At 58.3% G+C, this 15,660-nt stretch carries 15 protein-coding genes and 1 pseudogene; 14 read left to right on the plus strand and 2 right to left on the minus strand.

Annotation, left to right across the window (positions count from 1 at the left end; genetic code table 11):
• Nucleotide 1 precedes the first annotated feature (1 nt).
• The 13 genes from hpaD (at nt 2) to ACESQ2_RS25575 (ending at nt 12,674) form a co-directional block, all read left to right on the plus strand.
• Entirely contained in the window at nt 2-859 is an 858-nt protein-coding gene (gene hpaD / locus ACESQ2_RS25515; protein WP_162122028.1) for a 3,4-dihydroxyphenylacetate 2,3-dioxygenase, read from the plus strand.
• Nucleotides 860-871: 12 nt separating this feature from the next.
• Nucleotides 872-1,252, plus strand: coding sequence for a 5-carboxymethyl-2-hydroxymuconate Delta-isomerase (locus ACESQ2_RS25520; RefSeq protein WP_373171517.1), 381 nt, complete (start codon nt 872-874; stop codon nt 1,250-1,252).
• A 99-nt stretch (nt 1,253-1,351) separates the two neighbouring features.
• Entirely contained in the window at nt 1,352-2,155 is an 804-nt protein-coding gene (gene hpaH, locus ACESQ2_RS25525; RefSeq protein ID WP_004098303.1) for a 2-oxo-hept-4-ene-1,7-dioate hydratase, read from the plus strand.
• Between the two features lie 10 nt (nt 2,156-2,165).
• Entirely contained in the window at nt 2,166-2,957 is a 792-nt protein-coding gene (hpaI, locus tag ACESQ2_RS25530) for a 4-hydroxy-2-oxoheptanedioate aldolase (protein ID WP_373171519.1), read from the plus strand.
• A 43-nt stretch (nt 2,958-3,000) separates the two neighbouring features.
• Nucleotides 3,001-4,377, plus strand: a complete 1,377-nt coding sequence (gene hpaX / locus ACESQ2_RS25535) for a 4-hydroxyphenylacetate permease (protein WP_004098301.1) — start codon at nt 3,001-3,003, stop codon at nt 4,375-4,377.
• Between the two features lie 9 nt (nt 4,378-4,386).
• Complete coding sequence (hpaA, locus tag ACESQ2_RS25540; RefSeq protein WP_134897140.1) at nt 4,387-5,277, plus strand: 4-hydroxyphenylacetate catabolism regulatory protein HpaA; 891 nt, start codon at nt 4,387-4,389, stop codon at nt 5,275-5,277.
• Between the two features lie 359 nt (nt 5,278-5,636).
• Complete coding sequence (gene hpaB, locus ACESQ2_RS25545) at nt 5,637-7,199, plus strand: 4-hydroxyphenylacetate 3-monooxygenase, oxygenase component (RefSeq protein WP_004128599.1); 1,563 nt, start codon at nt 5,637-5,639, stop codon at nt 7,197-7,199.
• A 19-nt stretch (nt 7,200-7,218) separates the two neighbouring features.
• Complete coding sequence (locus tag ACESQ2_RS25550) at nt 7,219-7,731, plus strand: 4-hydroxyphenylacetate 3-monooxygenase reductase subunit (protein ID WP_047724590.1); 513 nt, start codon at nt 7,219-7,221, stop codon at nt 7,729-7,731.
• A gap of 297 nt (nt 7,732-8,028) precedes the next feature.
• Nucleotides 8,029-10,179 carry a pyruvate/proton symporter BtsT gene (gene btsT, locus ACESQ2_RS25555; RefSeq protein WP_014227784.1) on the plus strand — a complete coding sequence of 717 codons (2,151 nt, stop codon included), beginning with the start codon at nt 8,029-8,031 and terminating at the stop codon, nt 10,177-10,179.
• A 109-nt stretch (nt 10,180-10,288) separates the two neighbouring features.
• The gene (locus ACESQ2_RS25560) at nt 10,289-10,492 is read left to right on the plus strand and encodes a YbdD/YjiX family protein (protein WP_004098292.1); all 204 of its coding nucleotides are present in this window, start codon (nt 10,289-10,291) and stop codon (nt 10,490-10,492) included.
• Nucleotides 10,493-10,503: 11 nt separating this feature from the next.
• On the plus strand, nt 10,504-11,460 hold the full coding sequence (yjiA, locus tag ACESQ2_RS25565) for a GTPase (RefSeq protein WP_373171522.1): 957 nt from the start codon (nt 10,504-10,506) through the stop codon (nt 11,458-11,460).
• A gap of 348 nt (nt 11,461-11,808) precedes the next feature.
• Nucleotides 11,809-12,354, plus strand: coding sequence for a YfaZ family outer membrane protein (locus ACESQ2_RS25570; protein ID WP_014227782.1), 546 nt, complete (start codon nt 11,809-11,811; stop codon nt 12,352-12,354).
• On the plus strand, nt 12,354-12,674 hold the full coding sequence (locus ACESQ2_RS25575) for a hypothetical protein (RefSeq protein WP_004098289.1): 321 nt from the start codon (nt 12,354-12,356) through the stop codon (nt 12,672-12,674). Before ACESQ2_RS25570 ends, ACESQ2_RS25575 begins: the two co-directional genes overlap by 1 nt.
• A 45-nt stretch (nt 12,675-12,719) precedes the next feature.
• Here ACESQ2_RS25575 and ACESQ2_RS25580 read toward each other — a convergent pair whose 3' ends face one another.
• Together ACESQ2_RS25580 and ACESQ2_RS25585 are read right to left on the minus strand one after the other, a co-directional pair.
• Nucleotides 12,720-14,090, minus strand: a complete 1,371-nt coding sequence (locus ACESQ2_RS25580; protein ID WP_373171524.1) for an NAD-dependent succinate-semialdehyde dehydrogenase — start codon at nt 14,088-14,090, stop codon at nt 12,720-12,722.
• Nucleotides 14,091-14,268: 178 nt separating this feature from the next.
• Nucleotides 14,269-14,775, minus strand: a pseudogene (locus tag ACESQ2_RS25585) (Rpn family recombination-promoting nuclease/putative transposase); the annotation flags it as partial.
• 29 nt (nt 14,776-14,804) lie between these two features.
• On the opposite strand from ACESQ2_RS25585, the gene ACESQ2_RS25590 reads away from it, so the two are divergent.
• A complete protein-coding gene (locus ACESQ2_RS25590) occupies nt 14,805-15,620 on the plus strand; it encodes an AraC family transcriptional regulator (RefSeq protein ID WP_345911832.1) in 816 nt (271 codons plus the stop codon).
• Nucleotides 15,621-15,660: the final 40 nt, after the last annotated feature.

Consider the following 15,660-nt stretch of genomic DNA (forward strand, 5'->3'; position numbering starts at 1 on the left):
TATGGGAAAGTTAGCGTTAGCAGCAAAAATTACTCACGTACCGTCGATGTATCTCTCTGAACTGCCGGGTAAAAACCACGGCTGCCGCCAGGGAGCCATCGATGGGCATAAAGAAATCGGCAAGCGGTGTCGCGAGCTGGGTGTGGATACCATCATCGTCTTTGATACCCACTGGCTGGTCAACAGCGCCTACCACATCAACTGTGCCGACCATTTCCAGGGCGTCTACACAAGCAACGAGCTGCCGCATTTTATTCGCGACATGACCTATGACTATGACGGTAATCCGGAGCTCGGCCACCTGATCGCCGACGAAGCGGTCAAACTCGGGGTCCGCGCCAAAGCGCACAACATTCCAAGCCTGAAGCTGGAGTACGGCACCCTGGTGCCGATGCGCTACATGAACAGCGATAAGCATTTCAAAGTGGTCTCTATCTCGGCGTTCTGTACCGTTCATGATTTTGCCGACAGCCGCAGGCTGGGCGAAGCCATTCTTAAGGCTATCGAGAAATATGACGGCACCGTGGCGGTCTTTGCCAGCGGCTCGCTGTCGCACCGTTTTATCGACGACCAGCGCGCCGAAGAGGGGATGAACAGCTATACCCGCGAGTTCGATCACCAGATGGACGAACGGGTCGTGAAGCTGTGGCGCGAAGGCAAATTCAAAGAGTTCTGCACCATGCTGCCGGAGTACGCCGACTACTGCTTCGGCGAAGGCAATATGCACGACACGGTGATGCTGCTGGGCCTGCTGGGCTGGGACAAATACGACGGCAAAGTAGAGTTTATTACCGAGCTGTTCGCCAGCTCCGGCACCGGTCAGGTCAACGCCGTCTTCCCGCTGCCGGAAACGGCGTAAGGAGCACGCAGAATGCCGCATTTTATCGCTGAATGTACCGACAACATCCGCGAGCAGGCTGATTTACCGGGCCTGTTCGGCAAAGTGAACGCCGCGCTGGCGGCCACCGGCATCTTCCCCATCGGCGGCATTCGCAGCCGCGCCATCTGGCTGGATACCAGGCAGATGGCCGACGGCCAGCACGATTACGCCTTTGTGCATATGACGCTGAAAATTGGCGCCGGACGCAGCCTGGAGAGCCGCCAGGACGTGGGCGATATGCTGTTCACGCTGATCAAAGCCCATTTCGCCGCGCTGATGGAGAGCCGCTATCTGGCGCTGTCGTTTGAGATTGATGAACTGCACCCGACGCTGAACTACAAGCAGAACAACGTGCACGCCTTGTTTAAATAGCGTGCGGCCGGTCAGGCCCTCTCCCGCCGGGAGAGGGCGAAACGACGCCGGCTTTTATTTCCGGCGCAGCAGCACCGAATGACGTAACAGGAAGCAACTATGCTCGATAAACATACCCATACCCTGATCGCCCAGCGGCTAAACCAGGCGGAAAAACAGCGTGAACAGATCCGCGCTATTTCGCTGGATCACCCGACGATCACTATCGAAGACGCCTACGCGGTACAGCGCGAATGGGTAAATATGAAAATCGCCGAAGGCCGCGTGCTGAAAGGACATAAAATCGGCCTGACCTCAAAAGCAATGCAGGCCAGTTCGCAAATCAGCGAACCGGATTACGGCGCGCTGCTGGACGATATGTTTTTCCACGACGGCGGCGATATTCCTACCGACCGCTTTATCGTCCCGCGTATCGAAGTGGAGCTGGCCTTCGTGCTGGCCAAACCGCTGCGCGGCCCCCACTGCACCCTGTTCGACGTCTACAACGCCACCGACTACGTGATCCCGGCGCTGGAGCTGATTGACGCCCGCTGCCACAACATCGACCCGGAAACCCAGCGCCCGCGCAAAGTCTTCGACACCATCTCCGATAACGCCGCCAACGCCGGGGTGATCCTCGGCGGCCGTCCGATTAAACCCGACGAGCTGGATCTGCGCTGGATCGCCGCCCTGCTCTATCGCAACGGCGTGATTGAAGAGACCGGCGTCGCCGCGGGGGTGCTGAATCACCCAGCCAACGGCGTGGCCTGGCTGGCGAACAAGCTGGCGCCGTACGACGTCCAGCTGGAAGCCGGGCAGATTATTCTCGGCGGCTCCTTTACCCGGCCGGTACCGGCGCGCAAAGGCGACACCTTCCACGTCGACTACGGCAACATGGGCGCGATTAGCTGTCGCTTTGTCTAGGAGAAACTTGATGCATAACGCCTTTAAAGACGCCTTAAAAACGGGTCGTCCGCAGATTGGCCTGTGGCTGGGGCTGACCAGCAGCTACAGCGCCGAGCTGCTGGCCGGGGCCGGGTTCGACTGGCTGCTGATCGACGGCGAGCATGCGCCAAACAGCGTGCAGACGATCCTGACCCAGCTACAGGCGATCGCTCCCTACCCCAGCCAGCCGGTGGTGCGGCCGTCGTGGAACGACCCGGTACAGATTAAACAGCTGCTGGATATCGGCGCGCAAACCCTGCTGGTGCCGATGGTGCAGAACGCCGACGAAGCGCGGCTGGCGGTGAAAGCCACCCGCTACCCGCCAGCGGGCATTCGCGGCGTCGGCAGCGCGCTGGCCCGCGCCTCGCGCTGGAACCGCGTCCCGGATTATCTCCATCAGGCCAACGACGCGATGTGCGTGCTGGTGCAGATCGAAACCCGCGAAGCGCTCAACAATCTGCCGCAGATCCTCGATGTCGAGGGCGTGGACGGCGTGTTTATTGGCCCGGCGGATCTGAGCGCCGATATGGGCTTCAGCGGCAACCCGCAGCATCCGGAAGTGCAGGCCGCCATTGAGCACGCCATCAGGCAAATTCGCGCGGCGGGCAAAGCGCCGGGGATCCTGATGGCCAGCGAGCCGCTGGCGAAGCGCTACCTGGAACTCGGCGCGCTGTTTGTCGCCGTCGGCGTCGATACCACCCTGCTGGCCCGCGGCGCGGAAGCGCTGGCGGCGCGATTTGGCGCGGAAAAAACCGCCCAGGGTTCGTCAGGCGTCTATTAATACCCGCAGTACCCTACAAAATTCCCATTAGAGGAAAATGATAATGAGCGATACATCATCTGCCATCCCGGAAAAGTTCGATCCGGCTAATCAGCACAAGCAGCTGACGGCGCAGCAGCAGTCGGTTATCAACAAGCTCTTTCGCCGCCTGATCGTCTTTTTGTTTGTGCTGTTTATCTTTTCGTTTTTAGATCGCATCAATATCGGCTTTGCCGGGCTGACCATGGGGCAGGATCTGGGCCTTAACGCCACCATGTTCGGTCTTGCCACCACCCTGTTTTACGCCACATACGTGATATTCGGCATTCCCAGCAACGTGATGCTCAGCATCGTTGGCGCTCGCCGCTGGATCGCCACCATCATGGTGTTGTGGGGCATCGCCTCCACCGCCACCATGTTCGCGACCGGGCCGAACAGCCTCTATATCCTGCGGATGCTGGTGGGCATCACCGAGGCCGGTTTTCTGCCCGGCATTCTGCTCTATCTGACCTACTGGTTCCCGGCCTTTTTCCGCGCCCGCGCCAACGCGCTGTTTATGATCGCGATGCCGGTGACCACCGCGCTGGGGTCGATCGTCTCCGGCTATATCCTGTCGATGGACGGCCTGCTGAACCTGCACGGTTGGCAGTGGCTGTTCCTGCTGGAAGGCTTCCCGTCGGTGCTGCTCGGTATTATGGTCTGGTTCTGGCTTGATGATTCGCCGTCGAAGGCGAAATGGCTGACCGCGGACGATAAAAAATGCCTGCAGGAGATGATGGATAACGACCGCCTGACGCTGGTCCAGCCGGAAGGGGCGATCAGCCATCACGCCATGCAGCAGCGCAGCCTGTGGCGGGAAGTGTTCACGCCGATCGTGCTGATGTACACCCTGGCCTACTTCTGCCTGACCAATACGCTCAGCGCGATCAGCATCTGGACGCCGCAGATCCTCAAAAGCTTTAACGAAAGCAGCAGCAATATCACCATCGGCCTGCTGGCGGCGATCCCGCAGATTTGTACCATTCTGGGGATGATCTACTGGAGCCGCCACTCCGATAAGCATCAGGAGCGTAAGCACCACACCGCCCTGCCGTTCCTGTTCGCCGCCGCGGGCTGGCTGCTGGCGTCGGCCACCGATCACAACCTGATCCAGCTGCTCGGGATCGTGATGGCCTCCACCGGATCGTTTAGCGCAATGGCCATTTTCTGGACCACGCCGGATCAGTCGATCAGCCTGCGCGCCAGAGCGATCGGCATCGCGGTGATCAACGCGACGGGTAATATCGGATCGGCGCTCAGCCCCTTTATGATCGGCTGGCTGAAGGATATTACCGGCAGCTTCAGCAGCGGCCTGTGGTTCGTCGCCGCCCTGCTGGTCATCGGCGCGATGATTATCTGGGCGATTCCGATGAAAGGAACGCGTCCGCGCGCGACGCCGTAAGGAGCCGCCATGTGCCAGAGCCCGATAGCCAATATCGATATTAATAAAGAGTACGATGAGAGCCTGGGAACGGAGGAGGTACATTACCAATCCTTTGCCCGGATGGCGGAGTTCTTTGGCCGCGATATGCAGGCGCACCGTCACGACCAGTATTTTCAGATGCACTTTCTCGATACCGGGCAGATTGAGCTGCAGCTCGACGATCATCGCTATTCGGTGCAGGCGCCGCTGTTTGTCCTGACACCGCCCTCGGTGCCGCACGCTTTTATCACCGAGTCCGATAGCGACGGTCACGTGCTGACGGTGCGCGAGGATTTGGTCTGGCCGCTGCTGGAGGTGCTCTATCCCGGCACGCGGGAGGCTTTCGGTCTGCCGGGCATCTGCCTGTCGCTGGCCGACAGGCCCGAGGAGCTGGCGGCGCTGGCGCACTACTGGCGGCTGATTGAACGGGAATCGACGTCGCAACTGCCGGGGCGGGAACATACCCTGACGCTGCTGGCGCAGGCGGTGTTCACCCTACTGCTGCGCAACGCGAAGCTTGACGATCACGCGGCCAGCGGGATACGCGGCGAGCTCAAGCTGTTCCAGCGGTTTAACCAGCTGATCGACGGCCACTACCATCAGCACTGGACGGTGCCGGATTACGCCAGCGAGCTGCATCTGACCGAATCCCGGTTAACCGATATCTGCCGCCGCTTCGCCAACCGGCCGCCCAAGCGGCTGATTTTCGACAGGCAGCTGCGCGAAGCCAAGAGGCTACTGCTCTTTTCCGACAGCGCGGTCAACGAGATAGCCTGGCAGCTGGGCTTTAAGGATCCGGCCTATTTTGCCCGCTTTTTTAACCGCTTAGTCGGCTGCTCGCCGAGCGCGTTCAGAACGCAAAAAGTACCGGTATCATAAGACCTTACCGGGGACGGCGCGGCGAGTTCGCAGCCGTCTGAGAGGCGGTATCCCGGGCAAGGCGCATCAAGCGCCCCCCGGAGCAGAGCGCAGAGTCGCTGCATTTCCCGGAGGCGATGCTGCGCATCTGTCCGGGCTACAAATTCAAAACCCGCCCTGGCTTGTCGTCGGATCATCGGGGAGCCAGGCCGGAAAATAGAAAAACCAACCCCCGATCACATAACCCAACCCTGCCTGAAAAGTACCGACCGTTGACCTAAAAGTCTCTTCACGAAAGCCGCGTTAACCGCTTCAATTGAACAACAAAAACAAAACATAAATTTAACATCGCATTCCGATTAATACTGAAGAGGTCACCAATGAAACCTGAAAATTTCCGTGCCGACGCTAAACGCCCGTTAACCGGTGAAGAGTACCTGAAGAGCCTGCAGGACGGCCGAGAAATCTATATCTACGGCGAACGCGTTAAGGACGTGACCACCCACCCGGCGTTCCGCAACGCCGCCGCCTCCGTCGCCCAGATGTACGATGCGCTGCATAAACCCGAGCTACAGGATACCCTGTGCTGGGGCACCGATACCGGCAGCGGCGGCTATACCCACAAGTTCTTCCGCGTCGCGAAAAGCGCCGACGATCTGCGCCAGCAGCGCGACGCTATCGCCGAATGGTCGCGCCTGAGCTACGGCTGGATGGGACGTACCCCGGACTACAAAGCCGCGTTCGGCTGCGCGCTCGGCGCAAACCCGGCGTTTTATGGTCAGTTTGAACAGAACGCCCGCAACTGGTACACCCGCATCCAGGAAACAGGCCTCTACTTTAACCACGCCATCGTCAACCCGCCCATCGACCGCCATAAGCCAGCCGACGAAGTGAAAGACGTCTATATCAAGCTGGAAAAAGAGACCGATGCCGGGATCATCGTCAGCGGCGCGAAAGTGGTAGCCACCAACTCGGCGCTCACCCACTACAACATGATTGGCTTCGGCTCGGCGCAGGTGATGGGCGAAAACCCGGACTTCGCGCTGATGTTCGTCGCGCCGATGGACGCCGAAGGGGTCAAGCTTATCTCCCGCGCCTCCTATGAGCTGGTCGCCGGAGCAACCGGATCGCCCTACGATTATCCGCTCTCCAGCCGCTTCGACGAAAACGATGCGATCCTGGTGATGGATAATGTGCTGATCCCATGGGAAAACGTGCTGATCTATCGCGACTTCGATCGCTGCCGCCGCTGGACGATGGAGGGCGGTTTCGCCCGCATGTATCCGCTGCAGGCCTGCGTGCGTCTGGCCGTGAAGCTCGACTTTATCACCGCCCTGCTCAAGCGCTCGCTGGAGTGCACCGGCACCCTTGAATTCCGCGGCGTGCAGGCGGATCTCGGCGAAGTGGTGGCCTGGCGCAATATGTTCTGGGCGCTGAGCGATTCGATGTGCGCCGAAGCCACGCCGTGGGTTAACGGCGCGTATCTGCCGGATCACGCCGCGCTGCAAACCTATCGCGTGATGGCGCCGATGGCCTACGCCAAAATCAAAAACATTATTGAACGCAACGTCACCAGCGGCCTGATCTATCTGCCGTCCAGCGCCCGCGATCTCAATAATCCGCAGATCAACGAATACCTGGCGAAATACGTGCGCGGATCGAACGGCATGGATCACGTCGAGCGTATCAAGATCCTCAAACTGATGTGGGACGCCATCGGCAGCGAGTTTGGCGGCCGTCATGAACTGTACGAAATCAACTACTCCGGTAGCCAGGATGAGATTCGCCTGCAGTGCCTGCGTCAGGCGCAGAGCTCCGGCAACATGGACAAAATGATGGCGATGGTGGATCGCTGCCTGTCCGAGTACGACCAGAACGGCTGGACGGTGCCGCATCTGCACAACAATACCGATATCAACATGCTGGATAAGCTGCTGAAGTAACCGGCAGCGGGAGGTCACAATGCAATTAGATGAACAACGTCTGCGTTTTCGCGATGCCATGGCCAGTCTGTCGGCCGCCGTTAACGTCATCACCACCGAAGGCGAGGCGGGCCGCTGCGGTATCACCGCCACCGCGGTCTGTTCGGTGACCGATACGCCGCCGTCGGTAATGGTCTGCATCAACGCTAACAGCGCGATGAATCCGGTGTTCCAGGGCAACGGCAAGCTGTGCATCAACGTGCTGAACCACGAGCAAGAGGAGATGGCCCGCCACTTCGCCGGCATGACCGGGATGACGATGGACGACCGTTTCGGCCTCAGCGGCTGGCAAAAAGGCGCGCTGGGCCAGCCGGTGCTAAAAGGCGCGCTGGCGAGCCTCGAAGGCGAGATTAGCCAGGTGCAGACCATCGGCAGCCACCTGGTCTATCTGGTGGAAATCAGCAACATTACCCTGAGCCAGCAGGGCCACGGGCTGATCTACTTTAAGCGCCGCTTCCATCCGGTGATGATGGAGATGGACGTCGTGGCGTAGTTTTGCCTTCCCCTCTCTCGCGGGAGAGGGGATTACCTCGCTTCCCCCCATCGTCACGGCGGGAATATTCCTGTGATCTCAATCACATATTTAAACCTACCGGGATTCCTGCCCAACCGCTTACCCTTGCAAGTGACCGCTTAACCCCGGATATAACCACTCACAGATTTACCCAACTTTACGCGCGCGACGTTCTGGCAAGATGGTCCCCAGCATAGCTAATCAATGCCTCCTCAAACACTAACTAAACCCAGACGGCTTCGGCCCATTATTCATCTTATTAAGCCAGGTTTTACTATGGATACTAAAAAGTTATTCAAGCACATACCCTGGGTGATTCTTGGAATCATCGGGGCATTTTGCCTCTCGGTCGTCGCTCTGCGCCGCGGCGAGCACGTCAGTGCGCTGTGGATCGTGGTGGCCTCGGTTTCCGTCTACCTCGTCGCCTACCGTTATTACAGCCTGTACATTGCGCAAAAGGTCATGAAGCTCGACCCTACGCGCTCCACGCCTGCGGTGATTAATAACGATGGCCTGAACTACGTTCCGACCAACCGCTACGTGCTGTTCGGCCACCACTTTGCCGCGATTGCCGGCGCCGGTCCGCTGGTGGGCCCGGTGCTCGCCGCGCAGATGGGCTACCTGCCGGGTACCCTGTGGCTGCTGGCGGGCGTCGTGCTGGCAGGGGCGGTGCAGGACTTTATGGTGCTGTTCATCTCCTCGCGCCGTAACGGTGCCTCGCTGGGGGAAATGATCAAGCAGGAGATGGGTCCGGTGCCGGGTTCCATCGCGCTGTTCGGCTGCTTCCTGATAATGATCATCATCCTTGCGGTGCTGGCGTTAATCGTGGTGAAAGCGCTGGCGGAAAGCCCGTGGGGCGTCTTCACCGTCTGCTCGACCGTGCCGATCGCCCTGTTTATGGGGATCTACATGCGCTTCCTGCGCCCGGGCCGCGTAGGCGAAGTATCGGTGATTGGTATCGTCCTGCTGGTAGCGTCGATTTACTTCGGCGGCGTGATTGCCCACGACCCGTACTGGGGCCCGGCGCTGACCTTTAAAGACACCACCATTACCTTTACCCTGATTGGCTACGCGTTTATCTCGGCGCTGCTGCCGGTCTGGCTGATTCTGGCGCCGCGCGACTACCTGGCGACCTTCCTGAAAATTGGCGTTATCGTCGGCCTGGCGCTGGGCATTGTTATCCTCAACCCGGACCTGAAAATGCCGGCGGTGACCCAGTACATTGACGGTACCGGTCCGCTGTGGAAAGGCGCGCTGTTCCCGTTCCTGTTTATCACTATCGCCTGCGGCGCGGTCTCCGGCTTCCACGCCCTGATCGCCTCCGGCACCACGCCGAAGCTGCTGGCTAACGAAACCGACGCCCGCTTTATCGGCTACGGCGCAATGCTGATGGAGTCCTTCGTGGCGGTGATGGCGCTGGTAGCGGCCTCAATTATCGAACCGGGCCTCTACTTCGCGATGAACACCCCGCCGGCGGGTCTGGGCATCACCATGCCGAACCTGCACGAAATGGGCGGTGAGAACGCCGCGCTGATTGCCGCGCAGCTGAGGGATGTCACCGCACACGCGGCGGCGACCGTCAGCTCCTGGGGCTTCGTGATCTCACCTGAGCAAATCCTGCAAACCGCGAAAGATATCGGCGAACCGTCGGTACTGAACCGCGCGGGCGGCGCGCCGACGCTGGCCGTGGGTATCGCTCACGTGTTCCACAAAATCATCCCGATGGCGGATATGGGCTTCTGGTACCACTTCGGTATTCTGTTTGAAGCGCTGTTTATCCTTACCGCGCTGGATGCCGGTACCCGTGCAGGCCGCTTTATGCTGCAGGATCTGCTGGGCAACTTCGTGCCGTTCCTCAAGAAAACCGACTCGCTGGTGGCCGGTGTTATCGGTACCGCGGGCTGCGTCGGCCTGTGGGGCTACCTGCTGTATCAGGGCGTGGTCGACCCGCTGGGCGGCGTGAAGAGCCTGTGGCCGCTGTTCGGTATCTCTAACCAGATGCTGGCCGCCGTGGCGCTGGTGCTCGGCACCGTGGTGCTGGTCAAAATGCAGCGCACCAAATATATCTGGGTCACCGTGATCCCGGCCGCATGGCTGCTGCTGTGCACCACCTGGGCGCTGGGCCTGAAACTGTTCAGCACCAACCCGCAGATGGAAGGCTTCTTCTTCATGGCGCAGCAGTATAAAGAGAAGATCGCCGCTGGCGGCGAACTGACCGCGCAGCAGATTGCCAACATGAACCATATCGTGGTGAACAACTACACCAACGCGGGTCTGAGCATTCTGTTCCTGGTAGTGGTTTACAGCATCATCTTCTACGGCATCAAAACCTGGCTCAACGTGCGCAACAATAAAGTGCGTACCGACAAAGAGACCCCGTACGTGCCGGTACCGGAAGGCGGCGTGAAGACCTCTTCGCATCACTAAACCTTAATGCCGGATGGCGCTACGCTTATCCGGTCTACACAAACGAATGTTTGTAGGCCGGATGAGGCGCTAGCCGCCATCCGGCTTTATTCGTTCTCTGGGACTCACAATGTTTGGTAACTTAGGTCAGGCAAAAAAATACCTCGGTCAGGCAGCGAAAATGCTGATTGGCATTCCGGATTACGATAATTACGTCGAGCATATGCAGACTAACCATCCGGACAAGCCGTACATGACCTACGATGAATTCTTTCGCGAACGCCAGCAGGCCCGCTATGGCGGCGACGGCAAAGGCGGCGTACGCTGCTGCTAATGGAGACAAACATGGCACCGATTGCAGTCACCCTGCTCACCGGTTTTCTTGGCGCGGGTAAAACCACCCTGCTGCGCCATATCCTGAACGAACGGCACGGCTTTAAAATTGCCGTTATCGAAAACGAATTTGGCGAAGTCGCCGTCGATGACCAGCTTATCGGCGATCGCGCCACGCAGATTAAAACCCTGACCAACGGCTGCATCTGCTGTACCCGTTCCAACGAACTGGAAGACGCCCTGCTCGATCTGCTCGACAGCCGCGATCGCGGAGAAATTGATTTTGACTGGCTGGTGATCGAATGCACCGGCATGGCCGACCCCGGCCCGATCATCCAGACCTTTTTCTCTCACGATGTGCTGTGTGAACGCTATCTGCTGGATGGCGTGATTGCGCTGGTTGACGCGGTGCATGCCGACCAGCAGATGAATCAGTTCACCATTGCCCAGTCGCAGGTGGGCTACGCCGATCGTATCCTGCTCACCAAAACTGACGTGGCGGGCGACAGCGACAAGCTCCGCGAACGGCTGATGCGTATTAACGCCCGCGCGCCGATTTACAACGTCACCCACGGCGATATCGACCTGAATCTGCTGTTTAACACCAGCGGCTTTATGCTGGAAGAGAACGTGGTCAGCAGCAAACCGCGCTTCCACTTTATGGCCGATAAGCAGAACGACGTGTCGTCTATCGTGGTGGAGCTGGATTATCCGGTGGATATCAGCGACGTGTCGCGGGTGATGGAAAACCTGCTGCTCACCTATGCTGAACAGCTGATGCGCTATAAAGGGATGCTGTGGATCGACGGCGAGCCCAACCGCCTGCTGTTCCAGGGCGTTCAACGGCTATACAGCGCCGACTGGGACCGGCCGTGGGGCGATGAGCGGCCGCACAGTACCCTGGTGTTTATTGGGATACAGCTTCCGGAAGATGAGATTCGCAGCGCATTTGCAAGCCTGCGCAAGTAGTCATGTCGCTCGCCCCCCTCTTCTGGAGGGGGAATGCGCGAATGAAATGTAAAATTTTGTTCTTATATGTAACAATAGAAATGTTTTTGGAAATAATTAGAAAGCCAATTATTGCGTCCACAACCGCTTTTTCGCGCCTGTTCAGCGAATATTTAGCCAAAAGATTCAACTCACGCTCAACGGCTAAAGATTACCCATTGACTCCACAGTAAAAACAACTAACAAACAACACAAATAAATATATCTAATAACAAAATTAGCATAAAACAGCCATCACTCGCTGATTTGCAGTCATAAAAATCGATTGTTAAGGTGCCCTCCGCGTAATGTAATGATGAGGCATAAAACATGAAAAAGCTGAATATCCTTCTTCTCTCGGCGTTGGCTGCCGTCTCGGGGTCCGCACTCGCGATGGGCGGCACCGTTGAGCAGGGCAAGAACTTCACCAACCTGAATCTGGAAATGGGGAAATCCTCTTCTGGCCTGTATGTGGAAAGCAACTGGCTCAAAAATACCGATGACGGTACCCAGACAGGCGGCGTAGGCGCGGGTTATAACCTGGAACTCGGCCCGGTGATGTTCAATGCCGGCGCGAAAGCCATCTACCTCGGCCCTAAAAAAGGCGATAACGGCGTGGCCTTCCCCATCGGCGGCGGCGTCAACGTGGCCCTGACCGACAGCATCCATCTCTATGGTGAGGGCTATGCCGCACCGGAGGGCCTGAACAATAGCGTCAAAAACTACGTTGAAGCCAACGGCGGCGTAAGCTGGACGCCAATCACCCCGGTCACGCTGAAAGTGGGCTATCGCCATGTCAGCGTCGACGGCAAGGATGGCCGTCCGGGCCACACGCTGATTGACGGCGCCTATGTCGGCGGCGGGGTTACCTTCTGATGAACGGCCGCTTCGCCGCGCTTTGCGTTCTGAGCTTCACCGTGCTGCTGTCAGGCTGCGTCCAGTACAAATGGGTGAAGCCGGGAGTCAGCGATACGGAGATGAATAAAAAGCTCACGGAGTGCGAAGCGCAGGCGCTGATCGATCTCCCCCCGGATAACGTCGTCACCGGTTCAAGCTCGGAAAAAACGGACAAAAAGAACAAGAAAAAGGATATTTCCACCAGCTATACGGTTGAGGACGCCAATGAGGGGCGCAGGGATACGCTCGTCGACAGCTGCATGTTTAAGAGCGGCTGGGATAAGATTGAAGTTCAGTGAACGCCAAAAAAACCTGCCAGATGGCAGGTTTTTGTCTTTACGCCGTTATTTATGCACCACCACCAGCTTCTGATTCACAAACTCTTTAATCCCGAGATCGGAAAGCTCGCGGCCGAACCCGGAGCGTTTAACGCCGCCAAACGGCAGCTCCGGCGCGGTATCGGTTAGCCAGTTGATATAGACCATACCGGTTTCAATCCGCGACGCCATGCGTTTCGCCCTTTCGATATCCTGGCTGAATACGGCTCCGCCAAGGCCATAGTGCGAATCGTTGGCCAGCTTCACCGCCTCATCGTCATCTTTCACCACGTAGATTTGCGCGACCGGGCCGAAGAACTCTTCGAAATAGGCCGGGTTATCGCGGGTAATGCCGGTCAGTATAGTGGGTTCGAAAAAGCTGCCTTCCCGCTGCGCAGGTTTGCCGCCCAGATGCAGCTTCGCGCCGTTTTTCACCGCCTCGTCAACCTGTTTGGTCAACGTTTCCAGCGCGTCTTTTGAGGAGAGCGGGCCCAGCGTGGTACTTTCGTCCAGCGGATCGCCGATTTTCACCTGACGGAAGGCCTCGGTAAACTGGCTCAGGAACGCGTCGGCAATTTTTTCATGCAGGATAAAGCGCTTCGCCGCGGTGCACACCTGGCCTGCGTTGTTGAGCCGCGCCTGCACGCCGATCTTCACCGCCTTCTCCAGATCGGCGTCGTCCAGGACCACAAAGACATCGTTGCCGCCCAGTTCAAGCGTCGCTTTCTTGATGTGTTTAGCCGCCTGCGCCGCCACCACGCTACCGGCTTTTTCCGAGCCGGTCAGGGCCGCACCCTGTACGCGATCGTCGGCGATAATCTTCGCCACCTGATCCTGAGAAATAAACAGGTTAGTCCACGCGCCCTCCGGCGCACCGGCTTCGCGTACCAGGTTGCCGAAGGTTTCCGCGCAGTGCGGGACGATGCTGGCATGTTTGGCGATAACCGGGTTCCCCGCCGCCAGGTTCGGCGCCAGTACGCGCATAAGCTGATAATAAGGGAAGTTCCACGGTTCTACCGCCATCAGTACGCCGATGGGATGGTGTTCGACCCAGGCTTCACCCAGCTCGGACGGATACTTTACCGGCGCCAAAAACTGTTTGGCGTTGTCGGCGTAGTAGCGGGCAATTTGCGCGCACAGCTTCACTTCACCGCGGCTTTGCTCAATGAGTTTGCCCATTTCCTGGCTGGCGATTTTCGCCAGCTCGTCAACACGGCCGTCGATCAGATCCGCCAGCTTGTGCAGCACCGATAGCCGCTGCGCTATGTCGCCTTTCGACCACGACGAATGATATAGCGCATCCGCCTTCTGCAGAGCCGCTTCCACGTCCGCGTCGCTGTGTGCCGGGTACGCTTTGATAAGCTGATTGTTTGCAGGATTCACCGTCTGATAAGCCATATCGCATGTCTCCTTGTTATCGCTGTTAACGCAGTCATAAATACCGCACAGGATATTAAGGGTAGTCGAGATAACTGAGGATGCGGCCAAACTCAGAGAGATACGGAATTTTCCCGAAATGGAACGGAGCGCGCTATCGGCATAAATCGCCCATAAACAACACCGTAATATCAATAATTTAGTGAGTAACCGCCCGGATATCCGCCTCCGACAAACCGGTAATTCTCAGCACCGTTTCCAGGGCCATACCTTCGGCGAGCATCGTTTGAGCAATACGCCGCGCTTCGGCGCGCTGCCCCTCCTCAACGCCCTCAAGTCGTCCCTTTTCGAGACCTTCCTGGCGACCTTCCCGCTTCCCCTGCCTGCGCCCCACTTCACGTAACCTTTCGGCGATAGTCATGAGCTTCTCCTTATGCTGCGGAACACGCTGAGCCACTTCGCGGATAAATTTCCCCAACCGAAGCGCTTTGCCCGAGTGAATCAGGTAATTAAACAGCGTTTTTAGCTGCCTGTCATTAGCGTATCCGCTAAGCAAAATGGCCGTCAGATGTTCCACAATGCCCAGCAAATCGCGCTGACGAATATGTTTTTGCATCAGCTCCAGTAAGGCGACTCTTCGATGCTGGACAATTTCGTCATCAGGCACGACGGTAATATCCACCAGCGGAAACGGCATGGTATAAACAGCTATCCCCCTCAGCTAAGGAGCCCACCGTGAGCCATACGCGCGATATTCAGCAAACCTTCTGGCGCGACGAACAGCTGCCCTGGCTGGAGCTGCGCAGCACCTGGCAAAGCCGTCAGGCCTATAAACGTCACCGCCATCCGCAGCTCTCCGTAGGGGCGATTATCGAGGGGGAAACGCGCTGTATCTGCAACGGGCAGGAGTATCTGCTGCGGCCGGGCGATCTGATTATTATCCCCGCCCAGGCGCCCCACAGCTGCAATCCGCGCGACGGCCAGCCGCGCAGCTACCATATGCTCTATCTCGAGCTAAGCTGGTGCTGGCGACAGCTGGCAAACGATGCGCATCACGAGCGGCTGATAACCTCCCGGCCGGTGATTCGCGATGCCGGGCTCTTTGCCCGGTATCTGCAGATCGTGGCGTTGATGACTCAGCAAAACACCGCCGCGTTACCCGTCAGCGTCGCCCGGTTCCTGCGCGACCTGCCGCTGCGCCCGCTCGCGCCTGTGGCGCTTAGCCAGACCAGCGCGCGTTTGTTCAGTCGTCTGGCAACCAATCTGCAGGCGCCGCCGACGCTGGATAGCCTCGCCGATGAGTTTGCGCTGCGCAAAGAGACGCTGATCCGCGCCTTCAAGCAGGATACCGGCCTGACGCCCGCCAGCTTTATCAATATCGCGCGGATTGAGTTCGCCAAAACGCGCCTGCGCGCCGGGGATACTATCGCCGATGTCGGCTACCAGGCCGGGTTTGCCGACCAGAGCCACTTTCATAAAACCTTTGTCAGCTATACCGCCGCCACGCCGCGCCAGTATGCGCAGTCCCGATCAATAACAGACAATAATTAGCGTTTACGCTGGCGTAAGGTGACCTCAGATTAATACTGAG

The sequence above is a fragment of the Klebsiella sp. Q11 genome, assembly GCF_964241505.1.
Classification (GTDB): domain Bacteria; phylum Pseudomonadota; class Gammaproteobacteria; order Enterobacterales; family Enterobacteriaceae; genus Klebsiella; species Klebsiella michiganensis.

Excerpts from the sequence above, each read along its gene's own strand:
- hpaD (WP_162122028.1), top strand. The coding sequence starts at position 2 with ATGGGAAAGTTAGCGTTAGCAGCAAAAATTACTCACGTACCGTCGATG.
- ACESQ2_RS25520 (WP_373171517.1), top strand. The coding sequence starts at position 872 with ATGCCGCATTTTATCGCTGAATGTACCGACAACATCCGCGAGCAGGCT.
- hpaH (WP_004098303.1), top strand. The coding sequence starts at position 1,352 with ATGCTCGATAAACATACCCATACCCTGATCGCCCAGCGGCTAAACCAG.
- hpaI (WP_373171519.1), top strand. The coding sequence starts at position 2,166 with ATGCATAACGCCTTTAAAGACGCCTTAAAAACGGGTCGTCCGCAGATT.
- hpaX (WP_004098301.1), top strand. The coding sequence starts at position 3,001 with ATGAGCGATACATCATCTGCCATCCCGGAAAAGTTCGATCCGGCTAAT.
- hpaA (WP_134897140.1), top strand. The coding sequence starts at position 4,387 with ATGTGCCAGAGCCCGATAGCCAATATCGATATTAATAAAGAGTACGAT.
- hpaB (WP_004128599.1), top strand. The coding sequence starts at position 5,637 with ATGAAACCTGAAAATTTCCGTGCCGACGCTAAACGCCCGTTAACCGGT.
- ACESQ2_RS25550 (WP_047724590.1), top strand. The coding sequence starts at position 7,219 with ATGCAATTAGATGAACAACGTCTGCGTTTTCGCGATGCCATGGCCAGT.
- btsT (WP_014227784.1), top strand. The coding sequence starts at position 8,029 with ATGGATACTAAAAAGTTATTCAAGCACATACCCTGGGTGATTCTTGGA.
- ACESQ2_RS25560 (WP_004098292.1), top strand. The coding sequence starts at position 10,289 with ATGTTTGGTAACTTAGGTCAGGCAAAAAAATACCTCGGTCAGGCAGCG.
- yjiA (WP_373171522.1), top strand. The coding sequence starts at position 10,504 with ATGGCACCGATTGCAGTCACCCTGCTCACCGGTTTTCTTGGCGCGGGT.
- ACESQ2_RS25570 (WP_014227782.1), top strand. The coding sequence starts at position 11,809 with ATGAAAAAGCTGAATATCCTTCTTCTCTCGGCGTTGGCTGCCGTCTCG.
- ACESQ2_RS25575 (WP_004098289.1), top strand. The coding sequence starts at position 12,354 with ATGAACGGCCGCTTCGCCGCGCTTTGCGTTCTGAGCTTCACCGTGCTG.
- ACESQ2_RS25580 (WP_373171524.1), bottom strand. The coding sequence starts at position 14,090 with ATGGCTTATCAGACGGTGAATCCTGCAAACAATCAGCTTATCAAAGCG.